Raw genomic sequence first — 26370 nt, forward strand, 5'->3', positions numbered from 1 at the left:
AGCACCCTGCGCCCCGGCACGTATCTGCTGCAGGCCCAAACCGCGGCGGGCAGGGCCACCCGCCAACTCGTGGTGGAATAGGGTAGGGAGAGATACTGGAAACTCACCGGTTTCTTTTACCCACTATTTTAACTTGCGTGATGGTGTCCCCGCTGCTCTCGCTCTTTTTCGCCTTCGTGCCCGCCCCGACTCCACGAACGCTCCCTCCCGCCACGGCACCCACCATTACGTTTCTCTCCTACCCCGCGACAGCCCAGCAGCCGTTTGTGTTCACCGTGCAAAGCCATGGCCCGACAGAACGCATCGAGGCGCAATTGTTTAGTCGTGCCAAAGGAAGTAAAAGGTGGACTTGCATCAACTGGGACCTCAGTCATCCCGAGCGGGCGGACGTAATGGTTTCCGATTGCGGGGTGCTGCTGCGACGGGGGCAAACCCTCACCTTCGGCTACACCTTGACGACGTGGGATGCAGCGATGCTCGAGGAGATGAACTGCGTCGTCAACCAGCGGGCGGACGTTAAAATCAAACTACTCCGGTGTGCCGATAAGTAGGGAAAGGGCTACGGGGAAAGCAACCCGACCAGTATCAGTGGAGTCCCCTGCATTCCCGTGGTTAACAAGCGACATTCCGGCGAGCCGGAGCCCTTGCCCATGAACCCCCGTTGGAATTGAAGCGCGGTGGTCTATTAAGTCATAAATAACGCCCGTTTTGCTAATCGGACTAATCTTTTAAAACATGATGGATGAATTCCACGCTGAAGAAGGCATCGTTAAAATACTAGGCCGGACAGGCCTATACTTTAAAACGCATACTGGAGAATACTATATTGATTCGGAAATGGGCATCGGGGAAACGCCGAATCTGGCCCTGTACAAAGACTCAGTAAAGCCCCTGGGACAAAGAAGATAAATCCGCTATACCTGCGGCTAATCGGCACCTGATTGCAACTCAAGCGAAAAATGTCCTTGTGAAGGCAGGTATGGTAGTTTACTTTTTTTAGGCAAAACGCTCGTGGCTGTTGCAGAACTCCCCATCGTAAGGCCCAAGAGTAGTGGCGCCTGTAAACAAGGACCTAAAGAGCGGTTGGACGGTCATTTTGAACACGGATTCACTGGTTAACGGCATCCTGTCGCTCTTTCACGACTTCTGCAACAGCCACGCTCGTTTATCTGAACCCGCCTATAGCCTCTACCAGCTCACCCTAACGCCTTCTTCCAGCGTGTGGCGCTGGTTCTTCACGGCGTTGTGCAAGTCCCATTTCACCTCGTGCTTGAGGGGATGTTGGCGTACGGGGCAGTCGGGCATGAGGCACAAAGAGCACGCGGCAAACGTGCAGGGGTCGGCGTGCACGAACATCTCTACTTCCACCGCAAAGCGGGCTCGGATGAGCTCTTCGATGTCGTGCAACTGGGTATGCACCTGCTCCAGGGTGAAGTAGTAAGGCATCTGCATGTGACAGTCGATGTGCAGGTTGGCGCCGTAGCGCTGTACGCGCAGGTTGTGCACGTCTATCCAAGGGGCGCGGCGTTGGGCTTGCAGCTCCGCGATTACCTCAGTCACGGTGGCGGTATCGGTTTCGTCCATTAGCCCCGAAATGGAGCGGCGAAGCATGCGCCCGCCATTCACTAGGATGAAGCCACCCAGCAGCAAGGCGGCGCCGGCATCAAATCGAACCTCGCCAGTGGCAGCCACCAGCAGCAGGGCTGCCGAGGAGACAATGGACGTGAGGGCATCGATGTAGAGGTGCTGCCCGTCGCCCACCAGCGCCAACGATTTCAGCTTCTTACCGTTGCGCACCAGCAGCAGGCCCACGCCTAAGTTCACCACGGCGGTGCTGGCCAGCAGCAGCACGCCCCAGTCGGGCCGGGCCACGGGCTGCGGGTTGAGCATGGCCAAGCCAGACTTGTAGAGGATGTAGGCACCGGCCATAAAAATCAATCCGCCCTCAAAGCCCAGCGAGAGGTTTTCGACCTTGCCGTGCCCGTAGGGATGGTTTTCGTCCTTGGGCAGGCTGGCCAGATAGATGCTGTAGAGGGCAAACCCGCTGGTGAATACGTTGATGATGCTCTCGAGCGCATCGGTGAGAACCACCTGCGAACGGGTGAGGTAGTAGGCGTAGAATTTTATAGCCACCAGAACCACGCTGACAACGAGGGACAGCAGGCCAAGGCGGCGCTTGATTTGAGTGGGCGTCATGCAAAGCGGATTACAGGGCAAAGGTCGGGCATTAGGGCTAAGTAAATCGGGCAACAACCTGAACTGCTCAGGCCCTGACGAGCTCCATTTGCACAGTGAAGAGCTAACCGTAACACCAGTAGCTAAAAACATAGCCCAACGTTGAAACCTTTTTTTAATTTTTCTGTATTTAAGGCAGTCGAAAAATATTTTTAGGCTAGCCTAAAAATAGAGTATCTTTGCTTAGAACCAATTGCTTAACGTGCCTCCTTTTACTGTTACTGATACCAAGCAGCCCGTGCCTGAGGCCGGCTGGCGCCGCGCCCGCCATGGCAACTCATTGAGCGAGGTGTACGCCAGCATTCGGGTGCCGGCCGCCGATGCCTCGTTCTGGCGCAAGCTGATGGCCTTTTGGGGTCCTGGCCTGCTCATTGCCGTGGGCTACATGGACCCTGGCAACTGGGCCACCGACATTGCCGGCGGCGCCCGCTACGGCTACACCCTGCTCTCGGTGGTGCTGATTTCCAACTTGTTTGCCATGCTGCTACAGCACCTGGCAGCCAAGTTGGGCATTGTGACCGGCCGCGACCTGGCCCAGGCCTGCCGCGACCATTACTCGCGCCCCGTGAGTCTGGTGCTCTGGGTGCTGTGCGAAATTGCCATCGCCGCCTGCGACCTGGCCGAGGTTATCGGTTCCGCCATTGCCCTCAACCTGTTGTTTGGGTTGCCGCTGGCGTGGGGCGTGGTATTTACGGCCCTCGACGTGCTGGTGGTGCTCTACTTTCAGAACAAAGGCTTTCGAATCATCGAGAGCATTGTGGCGGGCCTCATATTTCTGATTTTTGGGTGCTTCGTCTACGAAATCGTGGCGTCGAATCCCGACTGGGTGGCCCTGAGCAAGGGCTTGATGCCCCGTCTCGAAATCGTGACCAACCCCGCCATGCTGTACGTGGCCATCGGCATTTTGGGCGCTACCGTGATGCCGCACAACCTCTACCTGCACTCCAGCATCGTCCAGACCCGAGCTTTCCCGCAGGACGAGCCGGGTAAGCGTTCGGCCATCAAGTTTGCCACCATCGACTCCACGGTGGCGCTGTTTCTGGCGTTTTTCGTGAACGCGGCCATTCTTGTCACGGCCGCCGCGGCCTTCCACGGCAAGGGCTACGAAAACGTGGCCGATATCACCGATGCTCACAAGCTGCTCACGCCCGTTCTCGGTGCCGGGGCGGCCAGCGTGCTGTTTGCCGTGGCGCTGCTGGCCTCGGGCCAAAGCTCGACGCTCACCGGTACCCTCGCCGGCCAGATTGTGATGGAAGGCTTCCTAAATCTCAAGCTCAAGCCCTGGCTGCGGCGGCTCATCACGCGCAGCATTGCAGTGGTGCCAGCCCTATTCGTGACCATCATCTACGGCGAAAAAGGGACCGGCCAACTGCTGGTATTGAGCCAGGTTATACTGTCGTTTCAGCTCAGCTTCGCGGTGGTGCCGCTGGTGCTTTTCACTAGCAATAAAGCCAAGATGGGTGTGTTCGTGAACAAGCCGGTGGTGAAGGTCGTGGCCTGGGTGATATCGGGGATAATCATTGCGCTCAACGTTTTTCTGCTCTGGCAAACTTTCACCGAAGGGGCATAGGAGGTAACGCAAGAATAGGATTTATTTATAAGTACTTATATATATGAAAACATTATCCCTCTTTCTTCTATTCTTCCCCGCCCTGCTTTGGGCCCAAACGGCTACCGTGCGCGGCACCGTGCGCGACCGCGACGGCAAGGGCGTTCCCTTCGCCAGCGTGGCGGTGACCGGCGCGCCCATTGGCACCACGGCCGGTGAAACCGGCACCTTCACCCTGCCCGACTTGCCGGCCGGTCCGCTTACGCTGGTGGCTTCGGCAGTAGGCTACCAGCCCGCCCAGCGCGCCCTCACCGCCGTAGCCGGCCAAACCCAAACCGTGACGCTCACTTTGGGCGGTGGCCAGGAGCTGGGCGAAGTCGTGGTGTCCGGCACGCTCAACCCCGTGGCCCGGCTCGAATCGGCCGTGCCGGTGGAGGTATACAACCCCACTTATTTTAAGAAGAACCCCACGCCGTCGGTGTTTGAGGCGCTGCAAACCGTGAACGGCGTGCGCCCACAGCTCAACTGCAACGTGTGCAACACCGGCGACATCCACATCAACGGCTTGGAAGGTCCTTACACCATGATTTTGCTGGACGGCATGCCCATTGTGAGCGGCCTGAGCACGGTGTACGGCCTCACGGGCATCCCCAACAGCCTGGTCGAGCGCATCGAAATCGTGAAAGGGCCGGCCTCCACGCTCTACGGCTCGGAGGCCGTGGGCGGGCTGATTAACATCATCACCAAGAACCCCGAGAAAGCCGCCAACGTGGCCGCCGACGCCTTCGTGACCGGCTGGGGGGAGCTAAACATGGACCTGGCCCTGAAAGCCAAGAAGGGCGCGGTAACCTCGCTATTCGGCGTGAACGGCTTCGTGTATGACCGGCCGCTGGACAAAAACGGCGACGGCTTCACCGACATGACGCTATCCAAGCGCATTTCCGTGTTCGACAAGCTGACGCTGGCCCGGCCCGAAGGCCGGGTGGCGTCGCTGGCCGCGCGCTACCTCTACGAGAACCGTTGGGGCGGGCAAATGCAGTGGACCCCTGAGTTTCGGGGCGGCGACAGCATCTACGCCGAGTCGATTTATACCAACCGAGCCGAAATTATCGGGGCTTACCAGTTGCCCATTCCGGGGCAGAACGTGCAGCTGAGTACGTCGCTGAACACCCACCACCAGAACTCGGTGTACGGCACCACCGTGTACCGGGCGCAGCAGAACATCGCCTTTGGGCAGCTCACCAGCACCCACCAGCTGGGCCGCAACCAGCTGCTGCTCGGCACCGCCCTGCGCTATACCTACTACGACGACAACACCCCGGCCACCGCCACGGCCGACACGCTGCGCCCGGGCAATCTGGCCTCCCAAATCTGGCTGCCGGGGCTGTTCGCCCAAAACGAGCTGCGCTTTAATGAGCACCACACGCTGCTGCTGGGCGTGCGCTACGACTACAATTCGCGCCACGGCAACATTTTCACGCCGCGCTTCAACTACAAGTTCTCGCCCGATGCCCAGCAGACGTTCCGGCTCAGCGCCGGTAACGGCTACCGGGTCGTGAACGTGTTCACGGAAGACCACGCTGCCCTCACCGGAGCCCGCCAGGTGGTGTTTGCCGAACAGCTCCGGCCCGAGCGCAGCTACAACGTGAACCTGAACTACCAGCGGCTGATTCCGGTGGGCCAGGGCTTGCTGGGCTTCGATGCCAGCGCGTTTTACACCTACTTCACCAACAAAATCACGCCCGATTACACCACCAACCCCAACCAGCTGATTTACGACAACCTGCGGGGCCACGCCGTGTCGCGCGGGCTCACCCTGAATACGGACCTCACGTTCGGCTTTCCGCTCAAGGCCATTCTAGGCGTGACGCTGCTCGACGTGTACCAGACAGGGCAGAACGAGGAGGGCGCACTCGAGCGCAGCCGGCAGCTGCTCACCGAGCAGTTTTCGGGCACGTTTGCCCTGAGCTATACCTTTGCCCGGGCCGGCCTGAGTGTCGACTACACCGGCAACCTGTACGGCCCGATGAAGCTGCCGCTGCTGGGCCCGCTGGACCCGCGCCCGGCGTATTCGCCCACGTTCAGCATCCAGAACATTCAGGTGACCAAGCGCCTGGGTTCGCAGCTGGAAGTGTACGGCGGGGTGAAAAACCTGCTCAACTTCCGCCCCGACCGCCGCTCCATCGCCCGCTCCTTCGACCCCTTCGACAAGCAGGTGGTTTTCGACGGCGACGGCCGGGTGGTGCCCACGGCCAGCAACCCCAACGGCCTCACCTTCGACCCCAGCTACGTCTACGCTTCCAACCAGGGCATCCGGGGCTTCCTGGGGGTGCGCTACACCCTTACTAAGGGCAAATAAGCAGCCTGGACATAGTCTGCACAATTAGTCAGCTACCGTTAATGTCATTAATCAGCTCCTCTTTCCTGCTTCTGTTGATGCTGACCCTGGGCAGCAGCAGCCGGCCCAAACCAAGCCTTGTTCGTTGGGTCACGCCCCAGGCCCTGGCCGACAGCCTGCGCGTGCGGCCCCGGCCGGTGCTGGTGTTCGTCCACACCACGTGGTGCCAGTACTGCAAGCTACAGGAAATGACCACTTTTCGTCATGGGGAGGTGACTCGCCGCCTGAACGCGGGCTATTACGCCGTTTCGCTTGATGCCGAAAGCCGCGCGCCCATCCGGCTGGGCGGTGAAACTTTTGGATTCAAGGCCACTGGACCCACTACCGGGGTCCATACGCTGGCGTTGGCCCTGGCCCGCGACGAACAAGGACAGCTGGCCTATCCAACCACCGTGCTGCTGGACGAGCGCCTGCAGGTGCGGGGCCGCTGGGCGGGGTTGCTTAAACCCTCGGAGCTAGTCGTTGCCCTTGAGAAGCTTAGCAAAGCGTCGCAGCCGTAGCTTGGTCAGGCAAGCAAGAATGAGCCAGAGTGGTTGCCGTATCAGGTGCAGGTTAAGTGCGGCAGTCATCATTTGAGGTAACTGCAAATAAAAAATTCTATTGCCGTTGCTGTAGTGGCTATTTCAGAAATGGCCACGTAAAAGCGGCAATGAAATTTTTCTGCCTCTTGCTTCTATTATGCCCCATTCTTGGCTGGGGCCAGCAAGCCCCCGCGATTTCGCCCTACGACTCGGCCCACTACAGCTGGCGCAAGCCTGTACCGCGCAACCGCCTGCGGGAGCTGCGGCCCGACCGGCCGGGGGTAACCGAAAGCCCGTTTACCGTGGATGCCGGCCACGCTCAGATAGAAGTAGATGGTTTTCGGTTGATTAACAGCGGCAAAAACGAGGAAGCCCGCACCCGCGACCTACGCGTGGCATATAGCAACGTGAAGCTGGGCCTGAGCCGCTACACGGATATTCAGGTCGAGGTACCGCTCTACAGCGTAGTAACGGAGCGGCCGAGGAGTGCCCCTGAGTGGCAGGAGCGTAATGCTGGCTTTGGAGACCTGGCCATTCGGCTGAAGCACAACTGGGGTGGCAACGACGAGAAAGTGCCCGTAGCGGTGGCTACCCTCGGCTACGTGCGGCTACCCACCGGTGGCCTGGGCGGCAGCGGCGGGACCGAGTACGGCCTGCTGGTGCCAGTGAACGTAGCTGTGGGCGACCGATGGACCCTGGAAGCACAGGCCGCATCAGAGCTGAAGTATGACCGCCAGGAGGGGCAACGCTTTCTGCTTTTCTCCCCCTCGGTGGCGGTAGACTACAAATTCACCAAAAAAATTAGTTTGCTGGTAGAAGGCGTCTCCCAATGGGACACCCAGCAAAAGCAATGGCAAAGTGCCTTTAACCTCGCCTCCATCTTCAACGTCACCGACAATTTTCAACTTGATATAGGTACCCACCTGGCCCTGGACCGGCTGATGGACCGCGAGTTTTTCGTGGGGTTTACCCTGCGGCGATAAACCAGAGCCGCATCGGTAGTCCGTGCTATGTTGCTATCTTTGCCCCGTCAAGGTGCCAACCCCCCAATCGCGGGGCGCGGCTGAAAAGGGAATCCGGTTCAAGGCCGGAGCTGTCCCCGCAACTGTACGCTCCACATCGGGGTGGGCCCACATGCCACTGTTCGCCGCTGGTTTTCTTCTCGAAAACCAGGGCAAGGAATGGGAAGGCGACCCACCCGGCGGAGCAAGCCAGGAGACCTGCCCGGACATTCACAGGTTCAGCATTCGCGGAGGACGGATGGAGAAAGAGAGCAGCAGCTGCCTTCGGGTGGTTGGTTTTACAACTGTTTTTCGGCCTCGGCCCGACAGTGGTTTTTCTTCACTTGAAGAGCACTACGACGGGTTTTGAATCGAATTTTCTTCGTCGAAAATTTGATTCGGATGCTTTTTTTTAATTCCGGACGCGCTGTCTGGCGCCGCGGCCTACTCTGGTCGCTGCTGGCGGTCCCGGGCGTAGCCATGGGGCAGCAATTGCCCGGCCCGGCTGCCGCTCCGCCCGACTCGGCCCGCCTCAGCCAGCGCCAGCACCGTCTGTCCGATGTGCAGGTGCGCGCCGTGGGCCCCGAACGGTTTGCCGTGGGCAGCCGCCGTTTCGAGCTCGACTCGGCCGTGCTCGCCCAGTACCGCGGGGGCAACCTCGCCGATGTGCTGCAGGCCCGCACGCCGCTCATTCTGAAAAGCTACGGCCCCGGCCAGTTGGCCACCATTGCTCTGCGCGGCACCTCGGCGCAGCACACCGCCGTACTTTGGAATGGCCTGAACATCATGCTACCCACCCTGGGCCAGAACGATTTTGCCCTGCTGCCGGTGGGGGCCAATACCGGCGTATCGGTGCAGCCCGGCCCGGCCGCGGCGCTCTACGGCAGCGGTGCCGTGGGCGGCGCCGTGCTCCTCAACAACGACCCCGACTGGCGGCCCGGCTCCCGTGGCAGCGCTCAGTTCGATGCTGGCAGCTTCGGGCTGCTGGGCGGCAGCCTCGAGGCCCGTACCACTACCTCAGCCGTGGCCGTGCGCGTGGCCGCCAGCTACCGCGAAGCCCAGAACAACTACTCCTACGTGCTGCGCGAAGCCCGCGGCCCCGTGCGCTACACCCTCCAAAACGCCGCCTTGCGCCACCAGTGGAGCATCAGCCCCGACGTGGCCTGGCGTGTGGGCACGGCCGGCGAGGTCACCGCTGCCGCTTGGCTCACCGATGCCGACCGGGAAATCCAGTCTGGTGTGAACGTGGTGGGCAGCGAAGCCCGCGAGCGCGACCAAAGCCGCCGCTTGGTGCTGGGCTACCGCCACGTGGCTGCCCGTCAGCAGTGGGCCGTGCGCGGCGCCTGGTTCGAAGACATCATCAACTACCGCGACCGCGGCACCCCCAGCAACTCGCGCGTTCGCACCACCCAAGCCCAGGCCGAACACACTTCCGCCCTTGGCGCCCGCGGCAGCTTGCGCGTGGGCGCCGAAGCCCAGCACTTTGCCGCGCTGGTGGGCGGCTACGGTTCCGAAATTATTGCCGAGAACCGCGCAGCGGCCTTTGCCCTGCTGCGCTACGACCCTCGCCCGGCCCTGCGCTTCTCGGCCAACCTGCGCCAAGCCGCCCTGCCCGCCGGCTTGGCCCCGCTCACGCCCACGGTGGGCCTGGAATGGGACCTGCTGCCTGCTCCAGTTGATACGCTCACCAACTCATTAATTCACCAAATTACTGCTAAAGCCAGTGTGGCGCGCAGCTACCGGGCGCCCACTCTCAACGAGCGGTACTGGCTGCTGGGCGGCAATCCTTTGCTGCGCCCCGAGTCGGGCTTCGGCTCCGAGGCCGGGCTGCGCCACCGCCTAAGTTGGGACCGCCGCACCTCCCTGGAAACCGAGCTGACGGCCTTCCGGCAAGACGTGGACGACTGGGTGCAGTGGCTGCCCATGGCCGGCACCGGCATCTGGAGTCCCCGCAACCTGCGCCAAGTGCGCAGCCAGGGCCTGGAAGCCAGCACGGCGCTGCGCCGGCGCCAGGGCCACTACACCGGCAGCGCACAGCTGGCTTATCACTTCACCGACACCCGCAAAACCCAGGGCAGCGCGGCCGACTCCGACCCCGTGGGCGTGCAGCTGGCGTTTGTGCCCCAGCATCAGGCCAGCTTTAGCACAGACCACCACTGGCGCGACTGGCTGGCAAGCGGCACGTTCGTATTCACCAGCTTTCGCTACATCAACGCTTCGGGCACCGATTTCCTGCCCGGCACCGGGCTGCTCGGGGCCACGGTGGGACGCACGCTGCACGGGCCGGCGGACACTAGCCTGCTGGTGCTGGTGCAGGCCGCCAACCTGCTCAATCAAGCCTACGACAGTTACCCCGGCCGGCCGGCGCCGCCGCGCACCGTGGGCGGCAGCCTGCGTCTAAACTGGAATTAAGCCGCTTGCGGGCCCTTGTTCTTCTATCTAAACTTCTTCATTTCTTATTTTTTACTGCCGGCCAAGGCCGGTGCTTCATTCCATGGAAAAAAAGTTTGTTCCCTTTCTCGCGGGGCTGGCCTTGTTGGCTGCGTGTGACCCCAAAGGTGCCGAAGTTGTCCCGGCGCCAGAGCCTGCGCCCACCACGGGCGTGTTCGTGCTCAGTGAAGGCCAGTTTGGCGCTGGCGATGGTGCCGTGAGCGTATTCGACAAAGCCACCAAGAGCCTGACCGTGGATGCCTTTGGCAGCGCCAACAACGGCGCCAAGCTCGGCGACGTGGTGCAGAGCATGGGCGTGCAGGGCAACCGCGGCTACATCGTGGTCAATGCTTCTAAAAAAATCGAGGTTGTAAGCCTGCCCGATTTTAAGACGGCTGGCACCATCAGCGGGCTCGACCAGCCGCGCTATTTCACTTCCACTTCGGCTACCCGGGGCTACGTCACCGAGTGGCGCGGGCCCTTCACGGGCTACCTGCCGGGCGTGCTCAGCATCCTCGACCTCACCACCAATGCCGTAATTCGGAGCGTGGCCGTGGGCCGCAACCCGGAGCAGCTGCTGGCTTTGGGCGGCAAAATATACGTGCCCAACAGCCTCGATAACACTGTTTCCATAGTAGATGAGGCTTCGGCGGCCGTGTCGTCCACTGTCACCGTATCCGATGGCCCCTCGAGCATGGTGGCTGACAAAGACGGCAACGTGTGGGTGCTCTGCTCGGGCTTCGTGACTTACTTGAGCGTGCCGCCTTACACAGCCACCCGGGTGTCGAACGGTGCTCTCGTTCGCTTCAGCCCCAACACCCCGGCTACTCAGTTCAAGCTCACGTTCCCATCTACCGGTGGTCCTAGCAAGCTGCGCATCAACCCGGCCAAAGACCAGCTGTACTACGCCTTTGGGGGCGCCGAGTACCAGATGAGCATCGCCGCCACGGCGCTGCCCACCACGCCTTTCATCCGCCGCAGCTTCACGGGCTTTGCCATCGACCCGCGCGACAACACGGTTTTCGCCGGCGTTTCGCCCAGCTTCAACCGCAACGGCCGTTTCATTCGGTACCAGCCTACGGGCGTAGCAATCGACTCTTTCGAAGTGAAAGTGGGCCCCAACGGATTCGTGTTCTACTAGGCCTACTCTTCTACCAACTCCCTCTACCAATTTCCCCTCTACCAAACCTCTCCTGAATTCTGCAAAAAAGAAAAGCCCCTACTGCACGGTAGGGGCTTTTTTTGTGGCAAAGCAATGAAATGGTACACACACATAAGCCGCACGTTATGATGAGCTTGTGCGGTGTAGCTGTTTCAGCCGCAACGGGTTGCTCATCAAAATGCCGGTTTGAAGCTTCCTACTTAATCGGCAATGCCGTCGTGGTTGCGGTCTTTGGCATCGGCTGCAGCTTTATACACCTCCTTGCCGGTGGGCTGGCGGGGGCCGGTTTGGCGGGTCATACCGGAAGTGGCCGAGTCGCTGGCCGTGTTGCCGGGCAACCCGTCGCCGGCCACCATGGGCCTGATTTTGTTATGACCGCGCTCTACGTTGGTGTCGCCTTCTTTGGTGCCCGAACTGCATGCACTTAACGTGGCCGTGAGGGCGCAGGCCACGGCTAAGGGACGGAGGAGATTTTTCAACAGCATGAAAGAGGATAAGCGGAGGTGAGGAGGTGAGAATGAGCGTGGCCGCAAGGTAGAAAAATAACTTGCTGCCGCGCAACCCGAACTCTGAAGCGCGGGTACGGTTGTAGCGTGAGCCGCGCCTGTTTGGTTGCGCGCCGAGCCGTCATTCTCTCTTTTGTGCTGATGTCTAACTCCATTCCCTTGCCCGCAGCGGTTCCCACCCCGGCCTATACCTACGCCCAGTTTCGGGTCCTGATGGACACGCTTACTGCCAAGCGCCGCACCACTGGTCCCGACCAAAGCCCCGGTCTCATCCGCTACACCGACCAGAACCGGGTGCACCTCGACCGGGCCCATGCCATGCCCCTGCTGCCCGAGCTGGTGGAAAAGCTGGCCCACTTGCCCCGGCCCGAGCACTGGCTGGTGCTGGGCGAAGCTTGGTGCGGTGACACGGCCCACCTGCTCCCCATCTTGGCGCACCTGGCCGAAAAAAGTGCTGGCAAAGTCGAGCTGCACGTGCTGCTCCGCTCCGAGCATCCCGAATTGATGGCAGCCCACCAAACCAATGGCTCCAACAGCATCCCCAAGCTCATTCGGCGCGAGCAGGGCTCAGGGAACGATTTGGGCGATTGGGGCCCGCGTCCGGCCATAGCTCAGGTCCTTGCCCAGCAATTGCACAAAGACAAATCATTGCATGTCAATGAAATAATAAAAACCATGAATGCGTGGTACGAAGCGGATAATGGCCGGGCCATGCAACAAGAGTTGTTGGCGTTGTTGGGTAAGCCCGTGGCTTAAAGCAAATTTTGCCGTATTTTCACTTTCTCAACTCCCAGGATTTATGCCGCCTCCCCTGCTCAATCGCCTCCAAAAACACGTTGCTGACTGGCCTTGGCGGCGTGTGGGCGTGCTGGCGGGCGTGAGCTTGGTGCTGGCACTAACGCTGGTGGTTTATTTGTTTGGAATCAGCGACCATTTTTTTAGTCGACTTTTTTCTGCGTTTATCGTACTGTTCTGGCTGCTGGCTGTTACGTTCTTGGCCGTTGTGCCTTTCGTGACCTGGGCCACCGAGCATTGGTTTGGTCGTGGTTGGGCGGAGGTTTCTACTCCGGCACCGCGTCCGCGCCGAGCTGGGGGTAGTCCAGCAGCAACTCGTTCTTTTTCTTCACCGGCCACCTCGCGGCGGCCCGAAACTCGTTAAAGCCCTTGAAAACCAACCTACTGCATATCAAAAATATGGTGTGCCCACGGTGCGTCGAAGCCGTGCACAACTTGTTGGAGCGGGCCGGCTATCGTCCCAAGGTTGTGACCTTGGGAGTGGCCGAGCTCGACGAAGCCACCCCCGCCAACCCCGAAGAGCTGGCCCCGCTGCTGCAGGCTGCCGGCTTTGAGCTCCTGCACGGCCGCGCCGAGCAGCTCACCGAGCAAATAAAAACCGTGCTGGCCGATTACCTCGAGCATTTGCGCACGGCCCGCTCGCCGCTCACCACCTCGGCCTTTCTCACCGACCGGTTTGCCGCCACCTACTCGCACCTGAGCAAGGTGTTTTCGCGCACGGCCCACCTCACCATCGAGAAATACCTCATTCGCCTCAAAATTGAGCGTGTTAAAGAAATGCTCAGCTATGGTGAGCTGACCCTGAACCAGATAGCCGACCAGATGCGCTACAGCTCTGGCCAGCACCTGAGCAACCAGTTCCGCCAGGTAACGGGCTATTCGGTGAGCGAATTCCGGCGCCTGATGCTGCCCGAGCGGGTGTCGCTCGACGCGCTGGCATAAGGCAAGCGCCTGTCATTGCGAGCGCAGCGAAGCAATCCGCCCTGTTCTCAGCGACCAGCCTAATAATTTGACAAAGCCTCGGTACTGTTCGGTACCGGGGCTTTTCGTTTCATTACACTATTTGACTTTAATAGGACGGGTTGCTTCGCTGCGCGCGCAATGACAGGCGCTTCCACATTCTTGCCTTTTAGGCCCGACCTTTGTGTCCGAAATGAACCCCGGCCCCCTTTGCCGGGTTAGTTGCTGCCGTGTCGTCTGTCTCTCCCCGCATCCTGCTGCTTACCCCGCCGCTCACGCAGCTCAATACCCCGTACCCGGCTACGGCCTATATCAAGGGCTTTTTGGGCGGGCGGGGCTATGCCGTGACGCAGGCCGACATGGGCCTGCAGCTGGTGTTACGCCTGTTTTCGGTAGAAGGCCTGAAGCAGGTTTTTGCTGAAATCGAGGCTGGCAACTTCGACCTAAGCGACAACGCCAAGCGCATGCTGCGCCTGCAAAACCGCTACTTGGCCACCATCACGCCTGTCATTCGCTTCCTGCAGAACAAGGATTTGACCTTAGCCCCGCGCATCTGCCACGGCCGTTTCCTGCCCGAAGCCAGCCGTTTCGACAACGTAGCCGACCTGGAAGCCGCCTTCGGCACCATGGGTCTCACCGACCAGGCCCGCCACTTGGCCACGCTCTACCTCGAAGACCTCGCCGACCTCATTAAAGAAACTGTGGGGCCACACTTCGGCTTCTCGCGCTACGCCGAGAAGCTGGCGTTATCGGCCACCAGCTTCGCTCCCTTACACGAGGCGCTGGAAGCCGCCCCCAACCTGCTCGACCGCCTATTGCTCGAAGAGTTAGACGAGTTACTGGCCCGCGTGCAGCCCGATGTGGTGGGCTTCACCGTGCCCTTCCCTGGCAACCTCTACGGGGCTTTGCGGCTGGCCAAGCGCATTAAAGAAATTAACCCGGCCACGCATACCATCATGGGCGGTGGCTATCCGAACACTGAGCTGCGCACTATCCAAGAGCCGCGCTTTTTCAACTACATCGATTACCTGACTCTGGATGATGGCGAAGGCCCCTGGCTGCGGCTGCTGGAGTACCTGGGCAAGAAAAAGGAACGTCATGCTGAGCTTGTCGAAGCATCTCTACCGCTCCGTCAGGCTTCCCTCTCTGCGGGAGAGGGGTCGTACTCGGCTGGGTCCGGGATGAAGTTCAACGAAGCGAGCGAGATGCTTCGACAGGCTCAGCATGACATGCTGGGTGGGGACAGTCCCGAGCCCGCCGACGAAGTGCATTGTGCTTTGCAAACCATCCTTTACGCGCCAGATACCAACAGCCTGCTCCAGCGCACTTTCCTGCGTAACGCACAAGGCCAAATAGAGTACGTCAACCACCCGTACCCCGACGTGCCGCACGCCGAAGTGGGCACGCCCGACTACTCCGACCTGCCCCTGACCGAGTACCTCTCGGTGCTGGAAGTGCTGAACCCTATGCACCGCCTCTGGAGCGATGGCCGCTGGAACAAGCTCACCGTAGCCCACGGCTGCTATTGGAAGCGCTGCTCGTTCTGCGACGTGACGCTGGACTACATCTCGCGCTACGAAACTGCGCCCAGCACGCTGCTGGTCGACCGCATCGAGCAAATTATTCAGCAAACCGGCCAAACCGGCTTTCATTTCGTCGACGAAGCTGCGCCGCCCCTGGCCCTGCGCGACCTGGCGGTGGAGCTGCTCAAGCGCCGCGTAGCCATCACGTGGTGGGGCAACATTCGCTTCGAAAAAACCTTCTCGCCAGACCTCTGCCGGCTGCTGGCGGCCTCGGGCTGCATCGCAGTGTCAGGTGGCTTGGAAGTGGCCTCCGATCGCCTGCTGGCCCTGATGGAAAAGGGCGTGACCATTGCCCAGGTGGCCCGCGTGGCCGACGGCTTCACTCAGGCTGGCATCATGGTGCACGCCTACTTGATGTACGGCTTCCCCACCCAAACTGCTCAAGAAACCGTGGACAGCCTCGAAGTGGTGCGGCAGCTGTTCGCAGCCGGAGTGGTGCAAAGCGGCTACTGGCATCGCTTCTCTATGACGGCGCACTCGCCCGTGGGCAAGAACCCCGCGAAGTACCAGGTAGTTGCCATCGGCCCCGAGCCCGCCGGTTTCGCCTGGAACGACCTATGGCACGACGACCCCCTCGGCACCGACCATGAAGCCTTCGGTCCCGGCTTGGCCAAGTCGCTCTACAACTACTTGCACGGCGTGGCCCTGGACGAGCCGCTCAGCTTTTGGTTCGATTTCAAAACGCCCCGGCCCACCACGCCCCGGCACTTAGTGCAGCAAGCCCTGCAAGCTCCCGAAAAGCCCGATTTCGCCAAGCAAAATCAACGCTTGTTCTGGCTCGGCAACGCCCCCGAAATCCGCATTGAGCAGGGTAAAAAAGCTATCCGCTCCGTGCTCACCTGCTACGAGCAGGCCGAGGATTTCGAAGTAAAAACCAGCGCGGCCGCCGGCCAATGGCTGCACCAGCTGCTCACCCAGCTCACCCACGACTACGATACCAAGGTGCTCGTGAAAGAAGCTGCCGCTACTTTCCCGGCTGGAGAGGGGACATTTGAGGCCTTTCTGCAAAGCCCGGCGTGGCTGTTGCTGCGCGAAAAAGGGTTGTTGGTGCTCTAACAGCGTTTGAAGAGGGCGGAAGTCCTGACTTGGCCAGTGGGTTTGGGACGGTCTTTTACTTGGTTGTTGCGCCCCGCAGCCACTCTACCACTTCGCCCGGCAGGCCAGCGCCGAAGCGTGGGCTTGGCCCACCCGGCACAAGCAGGTCGGGGCCCGCGGCGCGGTAGGTGCGCACCGTGGCTCCCCGCGAGCCGCCCAGTGCGTTGCGCAGCGCCGTGGCCTGGCGCGCCGAAGTTGCGCCGCTATACAGCCCCAACAAGGGCAGCTTGCGCCGCTTTAACTCCCGAAATATTGCCCGGTCGGCGGGACTAAACTCAGCATTTTGAGCCATGAAGAACGCCAGCCGGGGGCCATCTGAACTTGCCGCCAGCACCTGGGCTAGAACTACTGCTCGCACGCCCGAAGCCCAGGCCCCAATGCTGGCCGTATCAGTGCCTGGCGTGCTGTGCAGCAGGCGCAGGCTTGCTTGTAGGCGTGGTGTTTCGGTGGCAGCCGTCGCGGAGTCGGCAGCGGGCAGCACCAGCACAATGATTCCTTCGCGGGCCAGGGCATCGGCCCACAGCGCGGCGGCGGGCGCAGCGGCGGCATCGGGCAGCAGCACAATGGCGGCCCCGGGCGTGCCCGTATCGGATGGAGAGAAAAGCCAGGCTGAACCCTCGGTTTGGGCCACTTCCTCTACGCGGTAGGTGCTGGGTGTGGGCGCCCCGCGCTTCAGCAAAATGGCCTCGGCTTTGGCAGAGTCGAGCGCCAGGGAACCGCGCCAGAAATCGCCTTCCTGCGTGAGGGTGAGAACCTGTCCGGCGCGCCCGGGGCGAGTGAGGCGAAGCTGATTGTTGCTGAACAAGATGGTGTCGGCCACGAAGTTCAGTGCGGTGGCGGTGGGCACGGTAAGCTCGGCTTCGTAGTGGCCGGGGCTGGGGTGGCGAATGTCGAGGGCGGCGCGCATTTCGGGCTGCCCGGCCAGCGCGATGCTGCCTTCGTAATGGCCCACTGGCGGGGGAGTGGTTGCCTTGTTTTTGTCAGTATTGGCTTGACAACCTGCTAGTTGCAGTACCGTGTATAACAGCCCCGCAGCCCAGCTCAACAGGCGGCCGCGGCGATTAGTGAAAAGCGTTACTCCAGGCATAGGCATTCCCAAAAGTAGCCGGTTTAGCGCCCCGCCATGCCTTTCCGCAAAATCAGGTCAATTTGCACGTCCTGGCCCAGTTGAAAGTTATGCTGCCCGATTTCGCGAAAGCCAAACCGCTGGTAGAAGGCGCGGGCCCGCTCATTCTTTTCCCACACGCCCAGCACCACCGCTGAGCAGTGCAGCTGCTCGGCCAGGGCCAGGATGCCCCGCATAAGGGCGGCGCCCAGGCCAGTGCCTTGCCAGTCGTCGCGCACATACAGGCGCTCTATCTCGAGGCGGCCGGCGGGGTCCTGGCCTTCGGGCAGGCCCAGGGCCGAGTTGTCGCGCAGCTTGGCGTAGCCTACCAGCTCGGACTGCATGTGCGCTAGCAAGAAGGTGTTTTCGCGGCCTTGCAGCTCGGCCAGCTGAATATCGGGGCCGAAGGTTTTGCCTAGGTAGGCTTCCATGTCGGCTGCGGTGTTGGCGGCCGCGAATGCGTCTTGAAAAGTGCGCCGGCCCAGGTCGGCGAGTTGGGCGGCGGTTACGGCGTTGGCCTTGGCCAAGGAAATGCGCAGGGGTGATGACATAAGGCAAAGGTCGAGCAGGGCCGGCCGATTTACAGCATTTCGTTGGGGTTGGGGCCGCGTGGCGCGTTGTCGCCGCGGCGCATGCGCAGTCCAATTCGCATCAGCAGCCCACTGGCCAACAAGCCCACCAAGTTGACGGACAGCTTTAATGCCAAGGGGTGCTGATAGCCGACAGTGCTCCAACTATACACTGCCACGTATACTTTCAGCAACAGCCCCACCCCCATCATCCCGCCGCTTAGCATGAGCATAAAGCCTATCAGACGGCGCGTAATGGGAGGAAGAGGACGAGTAGCCATAGGTGCTCCGTTAATACGAGCCCGCTAAAGGCCGGGTTGAGGTTGCCTCAAAAGCCGGTTGCTTATCCAGTTCTTTGGCGTAATTTCGTGCCACCAAGTCCCCGCGAGAGTAGCTCAGTTGGTAGAGCATCAGCTTCCCAAGCTGAGGGTCGCGAGTTCGAGCCTCGTTTCTCGCTCATTGATTAACAGCCATTTAGCTTCGTTGCTAGGTGGCTGTTCTGCTTTTGGTTTAAACGATGGTTTAAACAACTACGCCGCACGTGTGGTTTGTGTTTGCGTTTTCTCTTCGGGATGTTAGCTCAGTTGGTTTAGAGCGCTTGCTTCACACGCAAGAGGTCGAAGGTTCGAATTCTTCCAGCGGAGGCCCGGCCAGCCTGTTTCAATCCGTGTTGGTCGGAATAGCCGCTTGGCCTTTCAGGCTCGGCACTAACGAATAAGGCTCTAAGGATAATTCTATTAATGAGCGTTATCAACCCAATAACAAAAGCCCCGACCTACAAAGGCTGGGGCTTTTTCGTAATGTCTCTGGTATTTTCTCAGCTTCGCCAACAGCTGGTGACTTTGCTTTCGTAGCAAATGAAACCGCCGGGCAGGAGAGAACCGACTGAGTCCTCCCTTAAATGCCGTTGAGAAAGCGAAATACACGCGGCGTTTTTACACTCAGCACCCGGATGATGAGCAACGTCAGGGCAACGCATAGAACCGGGTTTAGCCACAACCCTATGGGGAGGGAAGCGGCAGGTAACTGGCTCATCGCATAGGATACTGCGGCCACAATGAGCGGATGGTATAAATAAATTGTCAGGGAGTATTTACGGCCGTACTCGGAGAATACTGTGTCGTGTGGCATTGATAGTTTCAGTGCCAATGCAAATATGCCACCGGCATAGAATAACGAGCCAAGGAGGAATTCCTGGTTATGTGGGCTGTACCCACTGTGCTTGTACAGAAAAAGAATTTCGGCCGTTTGCAGGAAAAGCCCACCTATAATTAACAAGACTGCTCCCCACACGCTGATGTGCTTTGCCACAAAATCAGTCTGCGATGCCTTGTAGCCATAAATCAGAAAGGGCAGCGAGAGAATCATCATTGCAAATGCTTTCTCTGCTTTCAGGCCCAGCAGCAACGAGTACGCGTTGGTGATTAGCGAAAAGGCTACGATAGCGTGGGCGAGCGGCAAGAGCCACGCGTCGGCCTTCCGCTCCAGCAGCAGCCACAGCATGAGATAAGCCCCAATCAAGGCATTAAGAAACCACAAGTGTCCGCTCATCGTGAAAAGGCGAACCGAGAAGACTTTACTTAAGTCCCCGCCTGATTGGCTCGTTTCGAAGAGGATAAAAACCAAGTTGGCCACCAAAGCGATGGGGAGCAGGTTCAGTAAGCTTTTCATGACCGCTGCATCTCCTTGTTTGGCATAATTCTTTTGAAAGAAATAGCCGCTTGCCATAAAAAAAAAGGGGACAGCAAACCGGCCAAACCACCGCAGCGGCAGAACGACTTCGTTTGAAAGCCCCCTGTATTTCACATGCAGCAGGATAACAGCGATAGCGCCTAGCAATCGAAAGGCATCGATGGAATAGTTGCGTGGCGTGACAGTGGGAGTTATTGTCAGAGAAGAAGCGTGCGCTTGAGGCATATTTTGATAAAAAGTAGAAAATGGACCCGTAAAAGTATAGCCAGTCAAAGCCAAACATGCAAATGTAAGCCCGCCCATATCGAGCCTCTGGTATTTCCTGAGCCTGGCCAGCAGCTGGTGTCCGTATTCTTACCCGAGAGGTTGTAGTTGCTAGCTCTCTTTACGACAAAGCCCCGCGTTTTTCATAGGGAGAACGGTCTTTTTCTTTGTTGGGGGTACATCTGGGGACACACCCTAGCTTTTCTGTATGTCACCAGTGTTTTTCGTGGTAATAACGCTATCGAGGTGAAGGGCTTTGTGCTTATCTTTATCTAGTCATCAAGGTTTGTAGTTGCCAGCTCAGCCACTGATGCGAAAAGCCCCGGCGCGTAATGTGTCGGGGCTTTGCATTAAAGGTGAATGCGATGAATCCGGTCTTCTATGAACTGTCCGTTATAATAGCGTTTAATCCAAATGTTTTCCCCTTCTATTAGCCATTGATTAATTTCAACTTGCTTCCAGCTAGTGCTTGGAGTGATATATCGAGCATATTGCAAAGGCATCGACCTTGTCACGGCAACAAGTGAGTCATTTCTGAAACTATAAGCAAGCATTTCACGCATTCCGTCAACACTTCGATAAATTACTATCCTAGTTCCATCGCCATCATTAACGCGGTATCGCTCAAACCCCGGCTCGCTGAGTAGTCGGCTCTTTATGTGTTCATCGCTTTTCCCCCAATCACTGCCCCGAATTGGTAGCCCGGCCTGTGCAAACGATGTTCTGCAAAGCAGAGTCAGCACTGATATAATGAATATGTGTTTCATTGTTCTAATAGCATTTCGTGCACTTGCGGTGCCCTGTAGCTGTCGCTTCTTTGATTGAAACAGCTTGCATGGTATGCGAACAGCGGCGCATGGCCGCGCAGCTTCGGCTACTATGGTAGACCACGGTCTTGCCATTAGCACATAGATATACGGCCGTAGCGCGGTGGGTTTCTACTCGCTGAGAGGTGGAATTATGGGCTGGGACGGGGGCGGCGGTGATGGTGCCCACGATGGGCAGCAGCAGGGCCAGGAGTAACCACTTCATTGGTTGGGAGGCAGGATAGAACCTCGCCCCGAATATAGAATATTGCCAAGTTATTGCAAGGTGATGGACACGAAAATGCCCCGAACCGTGAGGCCGGGGCATTTTGCTTCGGTTGGTTAATCTAACAGGAAGCGGCCTGTATGAAACGGGCAACGGCTTCGGTTGGGTTGCGAGTGGCCTCGGTATGGATAAATAAGGAGTTAGCGGGCTTGAATTCTACACAGTAACGCCTCGCGTGATACTATGCCCGAACCCGCCCTACCCGGCCTGCTGGCAGCTCCCCGCTTAGCCAAGCACTGAGCACCGCAGCGGCGAATCGATGGGCGGCTTTGGGCGGGGCGGAAACACCAAACTCGTGGGCGGGCAACAGGCCAGTTAAGTCGCCGCAAGCCCAGCAGGCGGCCATGTAAAGCGTGGTTGGATTGGAGAGATGCGGGAGCGCAGTAAATCTAAATCGAAGTTGGGGGCTATGTAATCAGGCGTTGACTTATTGGCGGCGCGGTGGGCATCCTGAGCGCAGCGGCTACAGATAGGGTCGGGGCCGCTGAAGCCTAGCAACTGGTAATCGGAGGCGGTTGGAGTGCCCGTGGCTTCGGTTGGAGTACAGTAGCGAAGGGGTTGCTCTGTTTCCTTTTGCGGTGGCGCTCCCCTTGTTTCGCTTCCTTTCTCCGTTGCCCTTGCCCGCTGCTGGCAGCCGGTGGCGTGGCTTCAGTCAGGGTGTGCTCAGTGGGGGGCGGTGGGGCTCGATGGATGGCCACCGGGTTGAATGGTTTCACGTTCCCATTGTGCCCGGCCTCTCACAGCAACCTTGGTAGGCCAATCTGAGCTTATACAATGCTCTTTTTGAAACCCGCGAAATGGGGGGAACGGCCTGGTTGTTCGAGGCTCTCGGTTTCCAGCATCGCCCTAATGGCTTTGCTCAGCAGCCCCGGCCTTGTGAGAAGTACTCTCTTATGTATGTTGAGAGTGGCCGCAAAGGGGGCACTAAAAACCCCCGTCAATTGGCGGGGCTTTTTATTACTCAGCCTTTGGAGCTCGCTGAACTACTTTGGTAAAGTTCTCCAAGTATTGCCGTTGCGCCATCTGCCCGAAGAAGGGCTGTACAGGCTATGAAGCGAATGCGTCGCCGTAGTTTAGAGGCACACTTACCCGTAATTCTATACCATGCCAGACGCACCAAGCCCAGAGTCCAAAGACTCGCTCATCAACGTCGGTGATTTTGCCGGACTGAGCAAGCCATTCGTTAAACTTATAACAACAATCGAGGCAGGGTGCGGACGCTTGGCAAATGCACTTTGGCTTAATAAGAAGGATGTAGATAATGAAGTTTACCGAATCGAAAAAACAGGAACTGCCGAAACAAAGGTTTTAGTTGAGCGGGCACGGGCAATTGGTGAGCTGACAACAGGCGGGCAGCATTTAGCAGAACTGAACATTGCATCTGGTAGCATTCAGGCGCAACTCACACAGGACTCCTATAAACCGCTAACACTAATTGAAAGAGGCAATAATCGGGTTGCATATCAAAATGCAATGAGCCAGCTAAACATTGAAGCTATTAACGGTTTTGCTGCTAATGCATTGGAGAATGAAACTCAGGTTTCAGATGAACCGGTTAGCCAGACTTGGATTAACCGCTTTTATCGTACAGGAGGAGATGTTTCAGAGCCGGAAATTCAGGCCATATGGGGGCGAATTCTTGCGGGTGAGGTTAAGCAGCCCGGAAGTTTCTCTTTACGTACGATAGGTTTTTTATCAACCCTCACCCAGTCTGAAGCTAATGACTTCCAACGCTTGTGCTCATATCTGTGGAAAGAAAAGACAGAGGGCCTTTTCATTGCACTTGAACATTCGGCTCAAAGTGAACTAAATAAAAAAATGCTTTCACTTTTGACTGCCTACAACATTTAGCAAGCATCGGACTCATAGAATTTGATTCTATGACTTCTGGGTTTGCATTAGAGTTTGAAAAGGATGATTCAATTGATGTAACATACAATGGGAAAAAATGCATCTTGAAAAATTAGACCCCGTAGAAAATCGCATTTCGCTTCCAATAGGTGCTGTGCTTCTAACGCAAATCGGAAAAGAATTAGCTTCTATTGTCGAAGTTGAATATGATGATAAAATTCAGGATAAAGCTATAAATTGGTGGGTTGGAAATGGATTCCAAATATCCACTTCTCTTGAAAATAGGTGCGGTTAATTATCCATTATTTTCTTTAGTCACTCGATTGATTGCTTGCGCTCGTATTGTCGTGCCCCACCCAAAAGGTGCCGCTGATAGAGGGTAGTCACTCCCATTACGGTCAGGGTAAGCCGTAGGCGGGCGCGGCCCCGGGAGGTGTAGCGTTCGACCAGCCCTGCCTTTACCAGACGCGCTAGATATTTTCGTAGCAGACTCGGGGACATTAAACGGGCCTCGTGTAGCTGCTTTGGGGCGATAATTCCGCCCAATTCGTGCAGCGCGGCCACTGTAACCAGCACAATAACGGCCCCGCTGGGTAGCCCGTGGGCCTTGCTGACCCGTCGGCGGGCCTGACGTTCGGAAACAGCGATAAGTAGTGCCCAACCAGTGGGATACAGCTTAGGCCCGCGTAGCATTGGCGTCTGATTCTGGGTAGGAAGTAGGCACTGACTCAAAGTCGTAAAAGCGCGATATTATCTGGTCGTGTTGCACAGGTGCACAGAGCCCGCGAATAACTGACCGGTTTGCGGGATTTCCGGCGCTTGGCATCAGTCCTATCCTCCTAGCATGGTGGTTATTCTCGGTATTGGTCACCCATTCCAAGTTGCGGGTGCGGCAGTCTCTCTTGTTTCCATTTATGTGATTGACTTGTACTTTGCTTTCAGGGTCGGGATTGTATATGAATTGGAGAGCAACCAAACGGGAAACTAACAGCCGCTTATAGCTGCCATCATCTAGTCTAAACCCTGTCTGTAGGTAGCCATTCGATTGCGGAGAAGGCTTTAATAACTCGTTTTTGTACGTGGAGTAGATGGCCCCGCACTTACTGATATAGTAGCGGCTCACGCCTTTCATGCGGTGCAGATAATGGCCTTCGTGTTCGATGATGGGAATAAGCATTGGGTAAGGGCATGAGGGGGCCGGGGTGCTGCCTGTGAGGGTGGTTTACCAGATGATTACAAGGGTAGTAAACACCCCCATTTGTGGGCATTGGTCAGGCAGTTGTAGGTAGTTGAAGCAGGCGCTCCAACTCGCGGGCAAAAACAGCGTCGTAAGGGTGGGGCGCGGTGCGTTGGCGTAGTAGTGCCGTGGCTTTGGCCTTGTTGCGGTCGTAGGTAGAGCGGGCTTGGCTGGCCCTCATGGCTTGCCAGAAAGCAGGGTCGGCAGCAGCGTGTAAAAGCGCCGCTTCGGCAAGGGAAAGGTCATCGTAGTCCAGGGCTTGGTGGCGTTTGGTGGCGCTCCAATGAAAGCGCAGGTGGTTGGCAAAGGCTGCCATTACTGGCGGGCGAGGCAGGTCGGCAAGGGTCAATTCCGACAGCCCCGTTACTTTGCGCATAGGCCGCAGGCATTCAAAAACAACCTCGTAGCGTAACAGGTGCGGGGCGACCGTATCGGGCAGGCAACGACCCTTTCGGCGGCTGTACTCGGATTTGTTGTAATATTTAAGGCGGTACTCCGAGTGGTGCGCCCCATACTCCAATGGGCGGGCGGCCCCGGCGGGTGGTTTGAGGGCTGCTAAGGGGCTGCCTTTGTGGCTGGCGAGGCTTTCCAGAAACAGGCGCGGGGATTCGGCCACAGGCAGGTTTACCCCCACTTCTAGCCCATGTATCGTTAGCTTTTCGGGTGGCACATCAAGTGCGCCCGCAAACTCTATGATGGCGACCCGCACATCCGTTGCGGTGAAGGTGCCTAGGTTATGGCCGTGGGCGAAGGTGTGCAAGGAGCCCCAAGCCTGTAGAAACCCATTTGCGTATCTGAATCGAAAGCCTCGGTGAGAAGCCCTAACTCGCCCTCTTTTGTCGAGTTCATCGTCAGCCTCAGCAAAGGCAACAGAACGGGCAAGCCGTGGTTCCGCGCCGGGGTCGTTGCTGGGCAACTTCAGGTGTATTGCAACGCCGTCGAACATGATCAGCGGGCCTACTCCGAAATATCTTTCGAGCGTTGGGCACGGTTGCCAGTTGCAACCCAATCCAGCAATTCGGCCTGGTTGAAGTACAGCTTATTGCCGCGCTTGGCATGCGGAATACCCCGCTCGGAAACGAGGGCATAAATGCGGGGTTTGCTCAGGCGGGTTATTTCTTGTGCTAATTCGATGCCGCCCACCTCGGCGGCTGGCACATGATAGCCCCGGCTTATGCTCAGGGCTTCCAAGGCTAAGGCTTCCAGATTGGCAAGCCTGGCGTTGATGGTTTCAAAGGGGTTATGCATAGTGCTACTGTTGTTTGGTTTAACAGTGGCAAAGCTCTCCCAGCAGCGAAAGCGTAACCGGTTTAAACTAGTTTAAATCTTTATAGTCAGTGCGAGCCATGAGTGTTTGTATCTCTTTTTCAGCATTTTGCCGTCCTTTGTCCGAGAGCAACGGTAATAACCTCTTGAGGGATTTCACCATGTAGTTGCGTGAACGGGACGTGTCAATGCCAGTTCTTTGTTTGGGTGTATCAAATAAATTGAATTTCGCTAAAAGCCTTTGCCCACAGCTGAGGCCGTTCTTAAGAGCAAGTCGGTTAGCCGCCTCTATATTCAAAAAGCGGCCTTCGTAAATTTCTATTAGGGCTAACTCAGCCAGTGTCAGCCCGTGCGTGAGAGTATCATTTGCCTCAGTATGCGGATTGTTACGCAAAGCGGCACAGCTTCTTTGTTTCTCATCATCAGGTAATGCTTCTATTTCCTGAACCTTGAATTCATATCTTTCTTCAGCCCATTTCTCCGCTCTGTTTACTGCCCACCGTGCCATGACACTTCCTGTAGTTTCATCATCCCAATCCGCGCTTTCTAAGTCAGTCAGAATGGCTTGTAATATGTCTAACTGGGCTTCAATATGAAGCGTTGAAGCCAAGGCTTCTTCTACTTGTTCTTCAAAGCTGCTTAAAAGCCCCCTCAGCTCGCTTCGTACTGATATCTCTTGGTCAAGTGTATAAGGCGGCTTCCGCAAGTCTTTTAAGTTTGGCTTAGGGAAAGACAATTTGTAGCTAATACCATCGGATTTAAGGGCTTTTACTCCGTAGTAAAGAGCCACGGCCGGAGAATCGGCGGCCTCGCAGTGAATTTGAATTTCCTGCCCTTGAAGACGATACTTGAAGAAATAAACGCCGTCCTCCTCGTCTAAGCCAGCCTGTAGAATGCGCGGGCTAACGGCCTTGATGTTATCACATTCCCGCTGAATGTCGTTTTGATTAAGAGGTTGAATGCCCCTTATTTCTTGGCGGTGCCCTATAATGATACTCGCTTGTTGAATAAATGCCTGTGAAAGCGGATGTTGCGTAGTGGTTTCCATGCTAAATATGA

The 26370-nt window shown here is 57.8% G+C and carries 24 protein-coding genes, 1 tRNA gene and 1 riboswitch; of the genes, 14 read left to right on the forward strand and 11 right to left on the reverse strand.

Annotation, left to right across the window (positions count from 1 at the left end; genetic code table 11):
* The first annotated feature begins 137 nt into the window (after positions 1-137).
* Positions 138-551: a hypothetical protein gene (locus ACP7AJ_RS11230; protein ID WP_426060295.1), complete on the forward strand. Its 414-nt coding sequence runs from the start codon at positions 138-140 to the stop codon at positions 549-551.
* Between the two features lie 637 nt (positions 552-1188).
* Here the strand turns inward: ACP7AJ_RS11230 and ACP7AJ_RS11235 are convergent.
* Complete coding sequence (locus ACP7AJ_RS11235) at positions 1189-2196, reverse strand: cation diffusion facilitator family transporter (RefSeq protein ID WP_426060296.1); 1008 nt, start codon at positions 2194-2196, stop codon at positions 1189-1191.
* A gap of 241 nt (positions 2197-2437) precedes the next feature.
* Here ACP7AJ_RS11235 and ACP7AJ_RS11240 point away from each other — a divergent pair, with 241 nt between their 5' ends.
* From ACP7AJ_RS11240 to ACP7AJ_RS11265, 6 genes are all read left to right on the forward strand, one after another.
* Entirely contained in the window at positions 2438-3805 is a 1368-nt protein-coding gene (locus ACP7AJ_RS11240) for an Nramp family divalent metal transporter (protein ID WP_426060297.1), read from the forward strand.
* 43 nt (positions 3806-3848) lie between these two features.
* A complete protein-coding gene (locus ACP7AJ_RS11245) occupies positions 3849-6143 on the forward strand; it encodes a TonB-dependent receptor (protein WP_426060298.1) in 2295 nt (764 codons plus the stop codon).
* 41 nt (positions 6144-6184) lie between these two features.
* Positions 6185-6682, forward strand: a complete 498-nt coding sequence (locus tag ACP7AJ_RS11250) for a thioredoxin family protein (protein ID WP_426060299.1) — start codon at positions 6185-6187, stop codon at positions 6680-6682.
* Between the two features lie 167 nt (positions 6683-6849).
* Positions 6850-7686 carry a transporter gene (locus ACP7AJ_RS11255; protein WP_426060300.1) on the forward strand — a complete coding sequence of 279 codons (837 nt, stop codon included), beginning with the start codon at positions 6850-6852 and terminating at the stop codon, positions 7684-7686.
* Positions 7687-7719: 33 nt separating this feature from the next.
* Positions 7720-7945: riboswitch (cobalamin riboswitch) on the forward strand.
* Positions 7946-8106: 161 nt separating this feature from the next.
* The gene (locus tag ACP7AJ_RS11260) at positions 8107-10116 is read left to right on the forward strand and encodes a TonB-dependent receptor (protein WP_426060301.1); all 2010 of its coding nucleotides are present in this window, start codon (positions 8107-8109) and stop codon (positions 10114-10116) included.
* A gap of 82 nt (positions 10117-10198) precedes the next feature.
* Positions 10199-11275: a YncE family protein gene (locus ACP7AJ_RS11265; RefSeq protein WP_426060302.1), complete on the forward strand. Its 1077-nt coding sequence runs from the start codon at positions 10199-10201 to the stop codon at positions 11273-11275.
* 221 nt (positions 11276-11496) lie between these two features.
* Here ACP7AJ_RS11265 and ACP7AJ_RS11270 read toward each other — a convergent pair whose 3' ends face one another.
* Positions 11497-11775, reverse strand: coding sequence for a hypothetical protein (locus tag ACP7AJ_RS11270; RefSeq protein ID WP_426060303.1), 279 nt, complete (start codon positions 11773-11775; stop codon positions 11497-11499).
* Positions 11776-11943: 168 nt separating this feature from the next.
* On the opposite strand from ACP7AJ_RS11270, the gene ACP7AJ_RS11275 reads away from it, so the two are divergent.
* From ACP7AJ_RS11275 to ACP7AJ_RS11290, 4 genes are all read left to right on the forward strand, one after another.
* A complete protein-coding gene (locus tag ACP7AJ_RS11275) occupies positions 11944-12558 on the forward strand; it encodes a thioredoxin family protein (RefSeq protein WP_426060304.1) in 615 nt (204 codons plus the stop codon).
* A 43-nt stretch (positions 12559-12601) separates the two neighbouring features.
* Complete coding sequence (locus ACP7AJ_RS11280; protein ID WP_426060305.1) at positions 12602-12961, forward strand: hypothetical protein; 360 nt, start codon at positions 12602-12604, stop codon at positions 12959-12961.
* A gap of 5 nt (positions 12962-12966) precedes the next feature.
* Positions 12967-13539 (forward strand): helix-turn-helix domain-containing protein, encoded by a 573-nt coding sequence (locus ACP7AJ_RS11285; protein WP_426060306.1) that lies wholly within the window; start codon positions 12967-12969, stop codon positions 13537-13539.
* A 248-nt stretch (positions 13540-13787) separates the two neighbouring features.
* On the forward strand, positions 13788-16196 hold the full coding sequence (locus tag ACP7AJ_RS11290; protein ID WP_426060307.1) for a B12-binding domain-containing radical SAM protein: 2409 nt from the start codon (positions 13788-13790) through the stop codon (positions 16194-16196).
* Positions 16197-16251: 55 nt separating this feature from the next.
* Here ACP7AJ_RS11290 and ACP7AJ_RS11295 read toward each other — a convergent pair whose 3' ends face one another.
* From ACP7AJ_RS11295 to ACP7AJ_RS11305, 3 genes are all read right to left on the reverse strand, one after another.
* Complete coding sequence (locus ACP7AJ_RS11295; protein WP_426060308.1) at positions 16252-17187, reverse strand: hypothetical protein; 936 nt, start codon at positions 17185-17187, stop codon at positions 16252-16254.
* Between the two features lie 158 nt (positions 17188-17345).
* Entirely contained in the window at positions 17346-17891 is a 546-nt protein-coding gene (locus ACP7AJ_RS11300; RefSeq protein WP_426060309.1) for a GNAT family N-acetyltransferase, read from the reverse strand.
* 29 nt (positions 17892-17920) lie between these two features.
* Entirely contained in the window at positions 17921-18190 is a 270-nt protein-coding gene (locus ACP7AJ_RS11305) for a hypothetical protein (RefSeq protein ID WP_426060310.1), read from the reverse strand.
* Positions 18191-18293: 103 nt separating this feature from the next.
* On the opposite strand from ACP7AJ_RS11305, the gene ACP7AJ_RS11310 reads away from it, so the two are divergent.
* Positions 18294-18366, forward strand: a tRNA-Gly gene (locus tag ACP7AJ_RS11310).
* A gap of 440 nt (positions 18367-18806) precedes the next feature.
* Here ACP7AJ_RS11310 and ACP7AJ_RS11315 read toward each other — a convergent pair.
* Together ACP7AJ_RS11315 and ACP7AJ_RS11320 are read right to left on the reverse strand one after the other, a co-directional pair.
* The gene (locus ACP7AJ_RS11315; protein WP_426060311.1) at positions 18807-19880 is read right to left on the reverse strand and encodes an acyltransferase; all 1074 of its coding nucleotides are present in this window, start codon (positions 19878-19880) and stop codon (positions 18807-18809) included.
* A 335-nt stretch (positions 19881-20215) separates the two neighbouring features.
* Complete coding sequence (locus ACP7AJ_RS11320; protein ID WP_426060312.1) at positions 20216-20632, reverse strand: hypothetical protein; 417 nt, start codon at positions 20630-20632, stop codon at positions 20216-20218.
* A gap of 1429 nt (positions 20633-22061) precedes the next feature.
* Here ACP7AJ_RS11320 and ACP7AJ_RS11325 point away from each other — a divergent pair.
* Together ACP7AJ_RS11325 and ACP7AJ_RS11330 are read left to right on the forward strand one after the other, a co-directional pair.
* The gene (locus ACP7AJ_RS11325) at positions 22062-22808 is read left to right on the forward strand and encodes a DUF2806 domain-containing protein (protein ID WP_426060313.1); all 747 of its coding nucleotides are present in this window, start codon (positions 22062-22064) and stop codon (positions 22806-22808) included.
* Between the two features lie 97 nt (positions 22809-22905).
* Complete coding sequence (locus ACP7AJ_RS11330) at positions 22906-23103, forward strand: hypothetical protein (protein ID WP_426060314.1); 198 nt, start codon at positions 22906-22908, stop codon at positions 23101-23103.
* 381 nt (positions 23104-23484) lie between these two features.
* Here the strand turns inward: ACP7AJ_RS11330 and ACP7AJ_RS11335 are convergent, their stop codons facing one another.
* The 4 genes from ACP7AJ_RS11335 to ACP7AJ_RS11350 all read right to left on the reverse strand — a co-directional run bounded on the left by ACP7AJ_RS11335 (position 23485) and on the right by ACP7AJ_RS11350 (position 26359).
* Complete coding sequence (locus tag ACP7AJ_RS11335) at positions 23485-23985, reverse strand: HNH endonuclease (RefSeq protein WP_426060315.1); 501 nt, start codon at positions 23983-23985, stop codon at positions 23485-23487.
* A 94-nt stretch (positions 23986-24079) separates the two neighbouring features.
* Positions 24080-24805: a hypothetical protein gene (locus tag ACP7AJ_RS11340; RefSeq protein ID WP_426060316.1), complete on the reverse strand. Its 726-nt coding sequence runs from the start codon at positions 24803-24805 to the stop codon at positions 24080-24082.
* Between the two features lie 197 nt (positions 24806-25002).
* Positions 25003-25293, reverse strand: coding sequence for a helix-turn-helix domain-containing protein (locus ACP7AJ_RS11345; RefSeq protein WP_426060317.1), 291 nt, complete (start codon positions 25291-25293; stop codon positions 25003-25005).
* Positions 25294-25360: 67 nt separating this feature from the next.
* Entirely contained in the window at positions 25361-26359 is a 999-nt protein-coding gene (locus tag ACP7AJ_RS11350) for a hypothetical protein (protein ID WP_426060318.1), read from the reverse strand.
* Between the last annotated feature and the right edge of the window lie 11 nt (positions 26360-26370).

The organism is Hymenobacter sp. B1770, assembly GCF_049896385.1.
GTDB lineage: Bacteria > Bacteroidota > Bacteroidia > Cytophagales > Hymenobacteraceae > Hymenobacter.

Bases quoted from the DNA above. Each gene is read 5' to 3' on its own strand.
- ACP7AJ_RS11235 (WP_426060296.1), bottom strand. From the start codon at position 2,196: ATGACGCCCACTCAAATCAAGCGCCGCCTTGGCCTGCTGTCCCTCGTT.
- ACP7AJ_RS11245 (WP_426060298.1), top strand. From the start codon at position 3,849: ATGAAAACATTATCCCTCTTTCTTCTATTCTTCCCCGCCCTGCTTTGG.
- ACP7AJ_RS11250 (WP_426060299.1), top strand. From the start codon at position 6,185: ATGTCATTAATCAGCTCCTCTTTCCTGCTTCTGTTGATGCTGACCCTG.
- ACP7AJ_RS11260 (WP_426060301.1), top strand. From the start codon at position 8,107: ATGCTTTTTTTTAATTCCGGACGCGCTGTCTGGCGCCGCGGCCTACTC.
- ACP7AJ_RS11265 (WP_426060302.1), top strand. From the start codon at position 10,199: ATGGAAAAAAAGTTTGTTCCCTTTCTCGCGGGGCTGGCCTTGTTGGCT.
- ACP7AJ_RS11275 (WP_426060304.1), top strand. From the start codon at position 11,944: ATGTCTAACTCCATTCCCTTGCCCGCAGCGGTTCCCACCCCGGCCTAT.
- ACP7AJ_RS11280 (WP_426060305.1), top strand. From the start codon at position 12,602: ATGCCGCCTCCCCTGCTCAATCGCCTCCAAAAACACGTTGCTGACTGG.
- ACP7AJ_RS11300 (WP_426060309.1), bottom strand. From the start codon at position 17,891: ATGTCATCACCCCTGCGCATTTCCTTGGCCAAGGCCAACGCCGTAACC.
- ACP7AJ_RS11305 (WP_426060310.1), bottom strand. From the start codon at position 18,190: ATGGCTACTCGTCCTCTTCCTCCCATTACGCGCCGTCTGATAGGCTTT.
- ACP7AJ_RS11320 (WP_426060312.1), bottom strand. From the start codon at position 20,632: ATGAAACACATATTCATTATATCAGTGCTGACTCTGCTTTGCAGAACA.
- ACP7AJ_RS11325 (WP_426060313.1), top strand. From the start codon at position 22,062: ATGCCAGACGCACCAAGCCCAGAGTCCAAAGACTCGCTCATCAACGTC.
- ACP7AJ_RS11330 (WP_426060314.1), top strand. From the start codon at position 22,906: ATGCATCTTGAAAAATTAGACCCCGTAGAAAATCGCATTTCGCTTCCA.
- ACP7AJ_RS11335 (WP_426060315.1), bottom strand. From the start codon at position 23,985: ATGCTTATTCCCATCATCGAACACGAAGGCCATTATCTGCACCGCATG.
- ACP7AJ_RS11345 (WP_426060317.1), bottom strand. From the start codon at position 25,293: ATGCATAACCCCTTTGAAACCATCAACGCCAGGCTTGCCAATCTGGAA.
- ACP7AJ_RS11350 (WP_426060318.1), bottom strand. From the start codon at position 26,359: ATGGAAACCACTACGCAACATCCGCTTTCACAGGCATTTATTCAACAA.